Genomic DNA, 12,567 nt, shown 5'->3' with positions numbered 1-12,567 from the left:
GCGCGGTGCGGGCGGCCGCCACCGCGCCCCGGGGGACGCCGAGGGAGTGGGCGACCTCCAGCGCGTGCGTGGCGCCGACGGGGATCAGGGAGAGGACGCCGGCGGCCAGCTCACGTTCGCGGTGCAGCTGGGCCACCGCGCGCAGCAGCGCATGGTCGTCACCGACGACGACGGGCCTGCGCGCACCCCGCCGGGACAGGGCCCGGGCGAACTCCTCGGGGGTGTCCGGAAGGCAGATCTTGGCGTGCGCACCGGCGCTCAGCACGTCCTTGGCGATACGGACGGACTCGCCGTCACTCCGGCGGGCGACCGGATCGATGACCACCAGGAGCTGGTCGTCGCCGTCGCCGGGGGGCTCTGCAGCCGACACCTCGGTCCTTCCTCGGGTAGCATCTTGGTGCAAGAGCCCCTTGCGCTATTGCGCCAGGGGCTTCGTCTATTCCGGGGCACCCGGTTCGACGGCTCAGGCTTTGCCGTACATCGTCGTACGGCAGGTACGACCTTGACGTACGCCCCCTGACCTTGGACATGCCCCGCCCGGAAGGGGTGTACGCCTGTGCCCGCACTTGTGCTGCTCGGTGCTCAGTGGGGTGACGAGGGCAAGGGGAAGGCCACCGATCTCCTCGGTGGATCCGTGGACTATGTCGTGCGATACCAGGGCGGTAACAACGCCGGTCACACGGTCGTCGTGGGCGACCAGAAGTACGCACTTCATCTCCTCCCCTCCGGAATCCTGTCGCCGGGTTGTACCCCGGTCATCGGGAACGGTGTCGTGGTCGACCCGGCGGTCCTGCTCTCCGAGCTGAGCGGTCTGAACGAGCGAGGCGTCGACACGTCCAAGCTTCTGATCAGCGGCAACGCTCATTTGATCACTCCGTACAACGTCACGCTCGACAAGGTGACCGAGCGCTTCCTCGGGAAGCGCAAGATCGGTACGACGGGCCGGGGCATCGGTCCGACGTACGCCGACAAGATCAACCGCGTGGGGATCCGCGTCCAGGACCTCTACGACGAGTCGATCCTGGAGCAGAAGGTGGAGGCGGCCCTGGAGCAGAAGAACCAGCTCCTGGCCAAGGTCTTCAACCGCCGGGCGATCGAGGCCGGCAAGGTCGTCGAGGACATGCTCCAGTACGCGGAGCAGATCAAGCCGTTCGTCGCCGACACGACCCTGATCCTGAACGACGCCATCGACGACGGCAAGGTCGTGCTCTTCGAGGGCGGCCAGGGCACCCTGCTCGACGTCGACCACGGCACGTACCCCTTCGTCACCTCGTCGAACCCGACGGCGGGCGGCGCCTGCACCGGCGCCGGTGTCGGCCCGACGAAGATCAGCCGCGTGATCGGCATCCTCAAGGCCTATACGACGCGTGTCGGCGCCGGTCCGTTCCCGACCGAGCTGTTCGACGAGGACGGCGAGGCGCTGCGGCGCATCGGCGGCGAGCGCGGTGTCACCACCGGCCGTGACCGCCGCTGCGGCTGGTTCGACGCCCCGATCGCGCGGTACGCGACCCGGGTGAACGGCCTGACCGACTTCTTCCTCACGAAGCTCGACGTCCTCACCGGCTGGGAGCAGATCCCGGTCTGCGTGGCCTACGAGATCGACGGAAAGCGCGTCGAGGAGCTCCCGTACAACCAGACCGACTTCCACCACGCGAAGCCGATCTACGAGACCCTGCCGGGCTGGTCCGAGGACATCACCAAGGCCAAGACCTTCTCCGACCTGCCGAAGAACGCGCAGGGCTACGTGAAGGCCCTGGAAGAGATGTCGGGCGCCCCGATCTCCGCGATCGGCGTCGGCCCCGGCCGGACCGAGACGATCGAGATCAACTCGTTCCTGTAGCGCACCCGGGCATCACCGCGGCGGCGGCCCCCAGCCTTTCGAGGCTGGGGGCCGCCGCCGTTCTCGTTGTCCGGCGCGCCCGGGCGGTACGGTCGGGCTTGACACTTAAGTGCATGATCGTGCAACCTTCCCGAGATCCCTTCCATCGCTCGTCAATCCGTCGAGAGATGTTGTTGCTTGCGCGATCAATTAGATGGAGCCTGCGCATGGCTGATCCCGTGAAGATCAAGATCTGGTCCGACTACGTCTGCCCCTTCTGCATGCTGGCCGAGGGGCCCATCGAAGAGGCGATCAAGGACGTCGGCGTCGAGGTGGAAGTCGAGTGGATGCCCTTCGAGCTGCGTGCCCACCCCCAGCCCACCCTGCGGCCGGAGGACGAGTATCTGCCCGCCATCTGGGAGCGGGCCGTCTACCCCATGGCCCGTCGGCTGGGTGTCGACATCACGCTCCCCACCGTCTCGCCGCAGCCCTACACCGCCCTCGCCTTCGAGGGGTACCAGTACGCGGCCGAGCACGGCCTGGGCGACGCCTACAACCAGCGGATGTTCCGAGCCTTCTTCCAGGAGGACCAGGACCTGGGGGAGGTCGACGTCCTCGCCGCGCTGGCCGCCGGCATCGGCCTGGACGAGGCCGGGTTCCGTGCCGCGCTGGCGGACGGCACCTACCGTGCCCGGCACCAGGAGGCGCTGCGGGAGGCCGCCGCCCACCAGGTACGGTCCGTCCCCACGCTGCTCGTCGGAGACATCCGGATCGAGGGCGTCCCGCGCCCCGCCCAGCTGCGCAAGGCGATCCTGGACGCGCAGGCCCGGCAGGCGGAGGAAGCCGGTTACGGCGCGGCCTGCGGCATCGACGGGACGTGCTGAGGTGAGCGACACCCGCACCAGCGCGTCGCGCGCGCCCCACCCCGCCCTCGCCGCCTGCCGGTTCGCGGGTCTGGAGCTGCGCAACAGATTCGCCGTCGCCCCCATGACCCGGGTCTCCGCCACCGAGGACGGCCGGGCCACCGAGCAGATGGCCGCCTACTACGGGGCCTTCGCCGAGGGTGGTTTCGGACTCCTGATCACCGAGGGGACCTACACCGACACCGCCTTCGGCCAGGGCTACCTGCACCAGCCCGGCATCACGGACGAGGCGCAGGCCGCCGCCTGGCGGAGCGTCGTCGACCGCGCGCACGCCGCCGGCGCGCGCATCGTCCTCCAGCTGATGCACGCCGGGGCCCTGGCCCAGGGGAACCGGTTCCGGGACCGGACCGCCGGCCCGTCGGCGGTCCGTCCGATGGGTGAGCAGCTGGCCAAGTACCGGGGCAGCGGCCCGTGGCCCGTACCGCTGGAGATGACCTCCGGCCAGATCGACGAGGCTGTCGAGGGGTTCGCCGCCGCAGCGGTACGCGCCCGTGACACCGGCTTCGACGGCGTCGAGATCCACGCCGCCAACGGCTATCTGCTCGACCAGTTCCTCACCCCGTACACCAATCTGCGCACCGACGCGTACGGCGGGGAGATCGAGGGGCGCTCACGGCTCCTGCGGGAGGTGACGGCCGCGGTCAGAGATGCGGCCGGACCCGGCTTCACGGTCGGCGTCCGGCTCTCCCAGGGGAAGATCAACAACTTCGGCTGGCGGTGGCAGGGGGGCGATGTCGAGGCGGCCGCCCTCTTCGGGGCGGCGGTCGGGGCCGGGGCCGACTATCTGCACCTCGCGGGCAGCGGACGGGACTGGCTGCCGGACGGACCCACGCTTCCCGGCCTCGCCCGGAAGGTCACCGGAGTGCCCGTGATCGCCAACGGCGGGCTCCACGAAGAGGCGGTGGCACGGCGCGTCCTGGACGAGGGGCACGCGGACGTCCTGGCCATCGGTACGGGCGCGCTGGCCAACCCCGACCTGCCGCACAAGGCGGCTGCGGGGGCTCTGCCGACGGCGTTCGACCCGCAGGTGCTGGAGCCTCTGGCGACGTTGGACAACGCCCTTACGTATGCGTCCGCTTGACACTCATTATATGCACATGCAAGATTAAGGCGTCGGGTCACGCCGCTGGCGGAGATCTACGGAAACTATCTGCTTGCATGTGCAGGCAAAATAGATGCAGGGCAACTCGGGAGACGAACTGCTCATGGGTACATACGACAGCGAACTGATGGGCTTCGCCCACGAAGCGATCCGGCTCAGCCGCGAGCACGTCGCCCAGGGCGGCATTCCTTTCTCCGGTGTCGTCGTGGGTGGTGGACGCATCCTGGGTACCGGCTTCAACCGCGTCCGCGAGGACAACGATCCGACCGCGCACGCCGAGGTCGTCGCCCTCCGGCAGGCCACCGCACGGCACGGCATGCGCGCCGTGGCGGGAGCCACCCTGATCGCCTCCGGCGAGCCCTGCGCCCTGTGCTACATGGCGGCGCGGTTCGCCGGCATCGGCCACATCGTGCACACCGCCGACCGCCGGACCGCCGCCCGGTACGGCTTCGACTACACCGGCTCGTACTCCCTGTTCGCCGAGGACCCCGAGCACTGGCCCATCAAGGTCACGGCGCTCCAGCTCCCCGAAGCGGAAGTGCCGTTCCAGGACTTCCTCACCATGAGCCGGCCCCGGCACTGACCCGGGCCCGGTTGCGCGACACCGTCGCACGCCGTCCCCCGCACGGCATCCCCCACGCCCGAACTCCTCCTCACCCACCGCACGGAAGGACCTCCCATGCACTGGCTCTACCTCGCCATCGCCGTCGCCTTCGAGATCGCTGTCGCCATCGCCGCCGGAAAGGCGGAGGGCTTCAAGAACCGCAAGTGGACCGCCATCACCCTGATCAGCGGCGCGCTCGCGACGTTCTTCCTCAGCAAGTCGCTGCTGACCTTCGACGTCGGCGTCGGCTACGCCCTGTGGACCTCCGTGGCGGGCGTCGGCATCACCGTCCTCGGCGCGCTCTTCTTCGGTCAGCGCCTGAACTGGAACAAGGCGATCGGCATCGTCCTCGTCATCGGTGGCGTCGTCGGCCTCCAGCTGAGCGGTTCCGCCTGAGCCCGGGTGCATCACCCCCGACCGCACACGCGGTGCCTCCCGCCCACCATCTGACGCCACCTCAGAGAGGATCCACCTCCCATGTCCAACGAAGCCAAGACCTCCAAGAACGCCTGGCTCTCGCTCCTGCTCGCCGGAGTCTTCGAGATCGGCTACGCGCTCGCTGTCGGCGGCAGCGAGGGGTTCACCGTCCTGACCTGGTCCCTGGTCGCCGTGGTGTTCTTCCTGCTGACGCTGTACGCACTGAGCCTCGCCCTCCGCACGATCGAGGTCAGCATCGGTTACGCCGTGTGGGCGGGCATCGGTGCGGTCGGCGCCGCCGTCCTGGGCCCCGTCTTCTTCGACGAGACCCTGACCCTGGCCAAGGGCATCTGGCTGTCGGTCATCATCGTCGGTGTCATCTGGCTGAAGCTCGCCGACCGCACGAAGCCCGAGGCGGTCGCCCCGGCTCCGGCGCCCCAGCAGGTCACGGACCGGCCCGGCGCGCTCCAGGTCTGACGCCCCGCGACCGTACGCCCCCGGCGGCTGCCTCCCACAAGGAAGGGGAGGCAGCCGCCGGGGGCGTTCCGCCGTGCCACGCGCCGCTGTCCTCGCCGGGCGGTCCGGACCGTCATGGCCGTGGGCTACGCCGTCATTTCGCGGTCCGTCCGCCGTCGACCGCGAGGGCGGTCCCGGTGGTGAAGGAGGAGGCGTCCGAGCAGAGCCAGGCGGCGGCGCGGGCGATCTCGACCGGATCGGCCAGTCGCCGCTGGATGCCCTGGGAGCCGAAACCCGCGCCCACGGCGGCTCCGGTGGAGCGGAGGGCGTCCATCATCTCGGTGTCGGTGCCGCCCACCACGAGGGCGTTGACTCTGATGCCGTGCTCGCCGTACTCGGCCGCCGCCGCCCTCGTGAGACCGATGATCGCGTGTTTCGCGGCCACGTAGGGCGCCGACGCGGCGGTGGCCCGTACGCCCGCCACGCTGGAGGTGTTGACGACCGCGCCGCCGCCCGACTCCAGCATGGCGGGGATCTGGGCACGCAGGCAGTTCCACACACCGCGCAGATTGACGTCCAGGGTGCGGTCGAAGACATCGTCGGGAAGTTCGTGCAGGAGCGTACCGGCGCTGGCGTGACCGGCGTTGTTGAAGGCGCAGTCGAGGCTGCCGAACCGGTCGACCGCCGTGGCGACGGCCCGTTCCATGTCCGCGGGGCGGGTGACGTCCCCCGGTACGGCCACGGCCCGGCCGCCGTCCTTCCGGATGCGCTCGGCGACCTCCTCCACCTGGGCGGCCCGGCGGGCGACGAGCACGACGGCTGCTCCCTCATCGGCGAAGTGCCGGCCCGCCGCGGCGCCGATTCCGCTGGAGGCTCCGGTGATCAGGGCCACCTTGCCGGAGAGCGCCGGTCCGCCCGGCGTCACGCCTGTCTCTCCCGGCCGGCCGCCACGAGGGCGGGGCTCCAGAACGTCTCCGTGCTCATCTCCTGGTCGATCCGGTGCAGCAGACCGTCGTCGAGCGCGTCCAGGCGGTCGATCATGTGGCGTACGCCCGCCTCCCGCATGAGGGTGCGCTGGTGGCTGTGGGCGAAGGCGGAGGGGTGACCGACGAAGGCGGTGCCCAGCGCGCGGGCCGCCTCGGCGACCCGGGCGACGTCGTCGACGAAGAGGGCCTGGGCGGGACGGAGTCCGAAGACGTCCTCGGTGATCTCCCGGAGACCGGGGCGGATGTCGTTGGTGCTGACGTAGCCGGGGCCGTCGAACAGGTGGGCGTAGCGGCCCAGATGGCGGTCGAAGTGCTCCTTGCCCAGGCCCCCGTAGCAGACCGTGCGCAGGCCCGCGCTCCGCAGCCGGTGGAGCAGGCGGTGCGTGCCCGGGGTGATCGTGACCGGGTGCCGGCCGACGTGGGCGGCGCGCTCCTCGAAGTAGGCGGCGAGCGCCGCCTCGCCCGTCATGCCGCCGCCCACGGCGGCTGCGAGCCGTTGCCCGGCTATGTGCTGCGACTGGGAGAAGACCGATCGCTCCAGCGCGGCCGAGTAGGTCCCGCCCCGGCTGACGACGAACTGGTGGATGACCGGGCTGAAGGTGTCGTTGAGCAGGACACCGTCGATGTTCAGGGCGGCCAGGCGTAAGGAAGGCATGGGGCTCCTTGAGGTTCGTTCGAGGCGGGAGGAACGGTCGGCGGGCTGAGCGGTCAGGGCATCATCGCGGCGCCCCGGGCAGGGGTCGCGTCGGCGCGCGTGATCACGGACGGGACCGCGATGCCCGGAAGGATGAGGTTCCACATCTGCTGGGTGCGCTCGGGAAGGTCCTGGCGGCCGCTGACGACGTTGGAGTACATCTGCATCCCGGTACAGGCCGCGATGACGAACTCCGCGACCACGACCGGGTCGACGCCGGGCTGGAGCTCGCCGTCGTTCTGGGCGTCCTGGAGGCACCCGGTCATGATCGCGCAAAACTTCTCGTACGGGTCGGCGTTGGCCGGACCGCCCACGGAGGTTTGTTCGTTGGTCAGCCGGACGCCGGCCCGCAGCAGTGGATCGCGCTGGAGCTGCCACGACCAGACGAGCGTGATGTCGATGAGCCGTTGCAGGCCCCCGGCGGCCACCAGCGGGACCAGGGTCTCCGGCTGGCTGTTCATCACCGCCTTGGCGAGGTCCTCCTTGGAGCCGAAGTGGAAGTAGAGCGCTCCGGCCGTCACACCGGCGCGCTTGAGGATGCGCGTGATGCTTGCACCCGCGTAGCCGAACTCGTCGAACACCTCTGCTGCTGCGTGGAGGAGAGCGCGGCGGGTCTGCTCCGCTCGCTCCTGTTTCGGTTGTGCCATGCCCTGTCACCTTCCCAAAAAGAATGACCCTTATGTTATCTGGCCGGACCGGAGCCAGGGCAAGTCCCGTTTGTTCCAGTTAAGTTGCTTATGCATACTCCTGAACGCCAAAAAAAGTCAGGCTCGTGTTGCTCTTGACCCAGCAAAACAAAAGAAACATTATTTTTGAGTCGGCACGGGGGGTGCTCATGTCGCTCCTCTGCGCAGTCATCCGTGAGCAACGACCGATCGTGGGGGGTCCACGTTGTCTGTTTCCGTACTGAGCCGTGACGTACAGCCGGTCCAGCAGTCTCAGGTGCACCAGTGGCAGGTGCACAAACTCCAGGGGGAGGAAGTACTGCTCCGGACCTGGACCGAGGGGGACTCCGGACGCTTCGTGCTTACGGCGCGCTGGCCGAAGGGGCACGCGTTCTACCAGCCGTCGCAGGGCGCGTACGATCCGCTGCTGCTCGCGGAGACCGTGCGCCAGACAGTGCCGCTGCTCTCCCACGCCGTGCACGGCGTTCCGGGCGGCGTTCCTCGGGAGCACAAGCAGGCGTGGGAGTGCTTAGACTTCGCGGTCGAGCCGCTGGCCGCACTGGTCACCACCGCCGAGGACGAGGTGCGTCTGGTGGTGTCCTGCTCGGACGTGGTCCGGCGCGGCAACAGGTTCGCGGGCATGACGATGGACATCGACGTCCACCTCGGCAAGCGGCTCATGGGGATCGCGCACACCCGTTTCAACGACCAGCCCGCGGCCGTCTACCGGAGAATGCGCAGGGGCTACGCGGACATCGACGTCGCACTGGAGAACCGCCTGGAGACCGCCCACCCGGGGGTGGACACCGCCCACCCGGTGCTCTTCGACCACCCGGTCGACCACGCGCCCGGGATGCTCCTGCTGGAGGCCGCCCGGCAGGCGGCGCGCGCCGTCGGCGGGGCCACCGCGGCGGTCATCGGAATGCGGACGAACTTCGTCCGGTACGTCGAACTCGACGCTCCGGCCGTGGTCGTGGCCGGTTCCCCGGCACCCGTCGGCACCGGCAGGCGCCGGGTGCCCGTCTCGATCGAGCAGGACGGCGTCCAGGTCTTCACCTCCGAGGTGACCATCGCCGGATGAGGGCCTGCTCCCCGGGGCCCACGCCGTGACGCGGCGGGCGGTCCGTACCTCCTCGCTCGGAGGTACGGACCGCCCGCCACCGGTCAGACCGGCTCCAGCTCCGCCTCCGGCATCGGGTCCGGGAGGTCCTCGTACATGATGACGTCCACGTGCACCGAGGCCGGAACGGCGAAGCTGGCCTCGTATCCGGGTGGGGCGATCAGCTGCCGCACCCGCCAGCCGAGCGGCTGGCCGGTGAGGTCCAGCCGGTTCAGGACGGACGCCATGCCCTGGCCGGTCGCCTTGGCCATGGCCTCTTTGCGGGTCCACAGCCGGGCGAAGTCCCGGACCAGTTCGTCGGCCGGGCGGGCGCCCAGGCCGGGACACGGCTGCCGCAGGAAGCCGACGCTGCGGGGCGGGCAGCCGAGCGAGGAGCCGAGGACGCTCCGCAGCGCCCAGTGGGCGAAGGCGTAGGCCTCCTTGCCGGAACGCTGCGGTATCGCGGCCAGCCGGCTCCGTTCCTTCGCGTCGAGCCAGTCGGGCGCAGACCCGTCGGGTGGCAGCCGCTGCCCGGCCGGGGCCCGGACGATCCAGACGCCCACCTGGTCGCGGACCTCGCCCGGGGGTGCGTCGGACCACTTGAGGTCGTGTGTCATGTCGATACGGCTCCTGATGTGGCGGGGACCCGGCCGGCCCCCGCCACGGGTCGGATCAGGCGGTTGCTGCGAGCAGCGGCCACGGGCCGGTCGTGGCGTACTGCTCCAGACCCTCGGCGGCGAGATAGCGCCGGAACCCCGGAACCTGCTCCGCCGGGCGCAGTGCCCCGCGGTACAGCACCAGTCCGCGCACGCCGTTGTCGTCGTCGTGCCAGCACACCAGGGGCATGTGGTACTCGGGTGTGTCGCAGGTCTCCTGCACGGCGGCCTGGTAGCCGTACGCGGGCAGCAGGCTCATCCGGTCACGCTCCCCGGTTCCGGGCGGACGCCGAACAGGGCGCCGTAGTCGCTGATCCGCGCGGCCGCCTCGGCACCGCCGGCGAGGTGCAGCGCGTGCCAGAAGAGGACCTGGTTGGCGGTGAGGACGGGGAAGCCGATCCGCTCCTCCAGGCCCGCGATGGTGCCCACTGCGCGGATGCCGTTGCCGGCGACCAGGACCGCCTGCGGCTTCTGCGGGGCGACGGTCGACTCGATCCACTGCACCAGGGCCTCCGGGGTGATGAGCTTCTGGTTGCTGGGCAGGCCGCAGGGGGCGTGGTGGACGACGTCGAACCCCCGCTCGCCGAAGTAGGAGGCGCCCAGGGCGGAGAGCTCGTCGTCGAACCACGGCGGGTTGACCAGCGCGATCCGTTCGGCGCCCAGAGCCCGGAAGCCGGCCGTGGCCGCGTGGGTGGTGCCGGTGAGCGGGATGCCCCGGGTCCGCTCGGCGAGCCGCTCGAAGAGCTTCTGCTCGCCGTCTGCGCCCAGGACGTAGGCGGAGCTGGTGAACCCCAGGGCGATGGAGTCCAGCGGGGAGGCCGCGAGCAGCTCGACCGCGTCGTCGATGAAGGGCGGGTCGATGAAGGCGCGCACCGGGTCGTGCGGGATCTTGGGGTCCATCTCGCCGCCGGGCCGCATGGCCCCGAAGTGGACGCGGGAGCCGTGGATGAAGACATCGCGTGGGGCCATCGCCTGGAGCTCGGACTCCGGCCCGACGTCCGCGTGCGGAACGACGACACCGACGCGGGCGACGGCGCCCCAGCCGTCCTCTCGGGCCTGGAACTGCGTCATGGGGTGCTTCTCCTCTTCTTCTGCCGTTCTTCTGCTCTGACGTGACGCGACGTGACGTGCCTGTGCGGGGGTGGGATGCGCCGTCGTACGGGGATGACGTGCCTGGTGCGCCGTCGCGTGCCGCTCTGCGGGGGGAGGGGCTCAGCTCGCCTCGTCGGCCAGCGAGCCGCCGCTGACCGTGCCGGTGCCCTCCGCGTCGAGGAACTTCGGGTGCTTGCGGCGCATGGTGCTCATGACGAATTCGTACGGGACGTCGTCGAAGTCGCCGTGGTCGGTGAGGAACTCCATGCTCTGCCGCCCCTGGGCGTCGAAGGGGTGGTAGAGGCTGTCGGAGCGTCCGTCGAATTCCAGCGGGGTCATGCCGTACAGCCGGCACAGCAGCTTGTTGAAGACCGGGGTCACCTGGAGCCAGCGGCCTTCGAGATACACGGTGGCCAGGCCGTGGAAGAAGACGTCGCCGCCGATGTAGGAGCGCAGCCGGTCGGAGGCGAGGTGGTTGCGGACGTCGCTGTAGTGCAGCCGGGCCGGGATGCCGACGGAGCGGCAGGCGGCGGCGTAGAGCACGGACTTGTGCAGGCAGAAGCCCTTGCCGCCGGTGATGATGCTGGACGCCTTCAGTCCCTCGGGCGACAGGTCGGCGCCGTAGACCTCGTAGTGGATGCCGTCGCGCACCGCGTAGTAGAGGGCGACGGCGAGTTCGACCTGGCCGGCCTTCTCGCGGTCGATCCCGTTGAGGGCCTTGTCGACGAAGGCGCGCACGGTCTCGTGCTCGTGGTCGAGGAAGTCGGTGGCCGCGGTGAGGCGGGCGAGCTCCTCGTCGGTCGGGGTTGCGGGGACGGTGTCGGTCAGGATGTCGGTCATGGCGGATGCCTCTCGTCACAGGCCCATCAGGGCGGCGATGCAGTTGCGCTGGATCTCGTTGGTGCCGGAGTAGATGGATCCGGAGGTGGCGTTGCGCAGCTCGCGCTCGATGCCGGTGCCGGTCAGATAGCCGCGGGCGCCGAAGATCTGGACGGCGTGCCGTGCGGTGAGCTGGTTGGCCTCGCTGACCACGATCTTGGTGGCGGCCACGTCCAGCGAGGCGTCCGTGCCCTGCTCGACCTTGCGCCCGGTGTCGTACAGCCACTTCCGGGCCGTCTCCACCGCGATCTTCATGTCCGCGATCTTGTGGGAGACCGCCTGGTTCTTGCCGATCGCGCTGCCGAACTGCTGCCGCGTGGTGGCGTGTTCGACGACACGCTTGAGGCGGTGGGCCATCTCGCCGAGGTTGACGGCGAAGGAGAAGAGGACCTCCCGCTTCATCACGTAGTCCATGATCAGGAAGCCGGCGCCCTCGCTTCCCAGCCGGTTGGCGACGGGCAGCCGGACGTTCTCCAGCGTGACCTCGCTGATCGGGGAGGTGCGCAGCCCCATCGTCTCCAGCGGCTCGCCGATCCTCAGGCCGGGCGTGGAGCGCTCGGCCAGGAAGGTGCTGAGTCCGAAGGCGCCCGGCTTGCCGGTACGGACGTAGAGGAGGAAGAGGTCGGCGACGGGGGCGTTGGTGATGAACATCTTGCCGCCGTCGAGCACGTACTCGTCGCCCTCGCGGACCGCGGTGGTCCGGATGTTCATGACGTCCGAGCCGTGGCTCGGCTCGGTGATCGCGTGCGCGGTGATGGCCTCGCCGGAGGTGACCCGCGGCAGGTACCGCGAGCGCAGTTCCTCGGAGCCGAACGCCTGGAGCGGGATGCCGACGCTGACGATCTGTGTGGACGCCGAGAAGTTGAGGCCGGCGTCCCGGCTGGTGTGGCCGAGGCCCTCCAGCGCGGACATGGTCTCGGTGAGCGTCCGGCCGGCGCCGCCGTACTCCGGGGCGAAGGGGAGGGTGAAGAGGCCCGAGCGCTGGAGCGGCTTCCACTTCTCGTGCGGGAACTCGCCGGCCCGGTCCCAGCGGGCGACGTCGTCGTTCAACTCGTCGCCGTACGGCGCTGTGATGCCGTAGGTGTCTGTGTCCTTCTCTGCTGCCATGGGGGCTCTGCCTTGCCTTTCGCCGGTCGCGGGGTGAGCCGGGTGCGGGGCCGCGCCGTCGCGGCCCC

At 70.1% G+C, this 12,567-nt stretch carries 15 protein-coding genes and 1 pseudogene; 7 read left to right on the top strand and 9 right to left on the bottom strand.

Features of this window, described 5'->3' with window-relative positions; all coding sequences use genetic code 11:
• Window positions 1-370: pseudogene (locus tag D3105_RS28315) on the bottom strand (diacylglycerol kinase); the annotation flags it as partial.
• 186 nt (window positions 371-556) lie between these two features.
• Between D3105_RS28315 and D3105_RS28310 the strand changes: the two are divergent.
• The 6 genes from D3105_RS28310 (at window position 557) to D3105_RS28285 (ending at window position 5,342) form a co-directional block, all read left to right on the top strand.
• Complete coding sequence (locus tag D3105_RS28310) at window positions 557-1,840, top strand: adenylosuccinate synthase (RefSeq protein WP_118905810.1); 1,284 nt, start codon at window positions 557-559, stop codon at window positions 1,838-1,840.
• 206 nt (window positions 1,841-2,046) lie between these two features.
• On the top strand, window positions 2,047-2,703 hold the full coding sequence (locus tag D3105_RS28305; protein WP_118905809.1) for a DsbA family oxidoreductase: 657 nt from the start codon (window positions 2,047-2,049) through the stop codon (window positions 2,701-2,703).
• A gap of 1 nt (window position 2,704) precedes the next feature.
• Window positions 2,705-3,823 carry a tRNA-dihydrouridine synthase gene (locus D3105_RS28300; RefSeq protein WP_118905808.1) on the top strand — a complete coding sequence of 373 codons (1,119 nt, stop codon included), beginning with the start codon at window positions 2,705-2,707 and terminating at the stop codon, window positions 3,821-3,823.
• A 124-nt stretch (window positions 3,824-3,947) separates the two neighbouring features.
• On the top strand, window positions 3,948-4,427 hold the full coding sequence (locus D3105_RS28295; protein ID WP_118905812.1) for a nucleoside deaminase: 480 nt from the start codon (window positions 3,948-3,950) through the stop codon (window positions 4,425-4,427).
• A gap of 96 nt (window positions 4,428-4,523) precedes the next feature.
• Entirely contained in the window at window positions 4,524-4,844 is a 321-nt protein-coding gene (locus tag D3105_RS28290; RefSeq protein ID WP_118905807.1) for a DMT family transporter, read from the top strand.
• 81 nt (window positions 4,845-4,925) lie between these two features.
• Window positions 4,926-5,342: a DMT family transporter gene (locus tag D3105_RS28285; protein WP_032782179.1), complete on the top strand. Its 417-nt coding sequence runs from the start codon at window positions 4,926-4,928 to the stop codon at window positions 5,340-5,342.
• Between the two features lie 133 nt (window positions 5,343-5,475).
• Here D3105_RS28285 and D3105_RS28280 read toward each other — a convergent pair whose 3' ends face one another.
• The 3 genes from D3105_RS28280 to D3105_RS28270 are packed head-to-tail and all read right to left on the bottom strand — an operon-like array spanning window position 5,476 to window position 7,648.
• On the bottom strand, window positions 5,476-6,246 hold the full coding sequence (locus tag D3105_RS28280) for an SDR family NAD(P)-dependent oxidoreductase (protein WP_118905806.1): 771 nt from the start codon (window positions 6,244-6,246) through the stop codon (window positions 5,476-5,478).
• A complete protein-coding gene (locus D3105_RS28275; protein ID WP_118905805.1) occupies window positions 6,243-6,962 on the bottom strand; it encodes an HAD family phosphatase in 720 nt (239 codons plus the stop codon). Before D3105_RS28275 ends, D3105_RS28280 begins: the two co-directional genes overlap by 4 nt.
• Before the next feature lie 53 nt (window positions 6,963-7,015).
• Window positions 7,016-7,648 (bottom strand): ScbR family autoregulator-binding transcription factor, encoded by a 633-nt coding sequence (locus D3105_RS28270; RefSeq protein ID WP_118905804.1) that lies wholly within the window; start codon window positions 7,646-7,648, stop codon window positions 7,016-7,018.
• Window positions 7,649-7,892: 244 nt separating this feature from the next.
• Here D3105_RS28270 and D3105_RS28265 point away from each other — a divergent pair, with 244 nt between their 5' ends.
• On the top strand, window positions 7,893-8,747 hold the full coding sequence (locus D3105_RS28265; protein ID WP_240647048.1) for an AfsA-related hotdog domain-containing protein: 855 nt from the start codon (window positions 7,893-7,895) through the stop codon (window positions 8,745-8,747).
• 83 nt (window positions 8,748-8,830) lie between these two features.
• Here D3105_RS28265 and D3105_RS28260 read toward each other — a convergent pair whose 3' ends face one another.
• The 5 genes from D3105_RS28260 to D3105_RS28240 form a co-directional block, all read right to left on the bottom strand.
• On the bottom strand, window positions 8,831-9,382 hold the full coding sequence (locus D3105_RS28260; protein ID WP_118905802.1) for a 4'-phosphopantetheinyl transferase family protein: 552 nt from the start codon (window positions 9,380-9,382) through the stop codon (window positions 8,831-8,833).
• Window positions 9,383-9,437: 55 nt separating this feature from the next.
• The gene (locus D3105_RS28255; protein ID WP_019763170.1) at window positions 9,438-9,680 is read right to left on the bottom strand and encodes a DUF6253 family protein; all 243 of its coding nucleotides are present in this window, start codon (window positions 9,678-9,680) and stop codon (window positions 9,438-9,440) included.
• On the bottom strand, window positions 9,677-10,492 hold the full coding sequence (locus D3105_RS28250) for a maleate cis-trans isomerase family protein (RefSeq protein WP_118905801.1): 816 nt from the start codon (window positions 10,490-10,492) through the stop codon (window positions 9,677-9,679). Before D3105_RS28250 ends, D3105_RS28255 begins: the two co-directional genes overlap by 4 nt.
• A gap of 141 nt (window positions 10,493-10,633) precedes the next feature.
• Window positions 10,634-11,353: a transglutaminase-like domain-containing protein gene (locus tag D3105_RS28245; RefSeq protein ID WP_118905800.1), complete on the bottom strand. Its 720-nt coding sequence runs from the start codon at window positions 11,351-11,353 to the stop codon at window positions 10,634-10,636.
• A gap of 15 nt (window positions 11,354-11,368) precedes the next feature.
• Window positions 11,369-12,499: an acyl-CoA dehydrogenase family protein gene (locus D3105_RS28240; protein WP_118905799.1), complete on the bottom strand. Its 1,131-nt coding sequence runs from the start codon at window positions 12,497-12,499 to the stop codon at window positions 11,369-11,371.
• Between the last annotated feature and the right edge of the window lie 68 nt (window positions 12,500-12,567).

This window comes from Streptomyces globisporus (assembly GCF_003501885.1).
Lineage (GTDB): Bacteria > Actinomycetota > Actinomycetes > Streptomycetales > Streptomycetaceae > Streptomyces > Streptomyces globisporus_D.
Note: the sequence above shows the minus strand (reverse complement) of the source record. Positions and strands in the feature narration are given on the sequence as shown.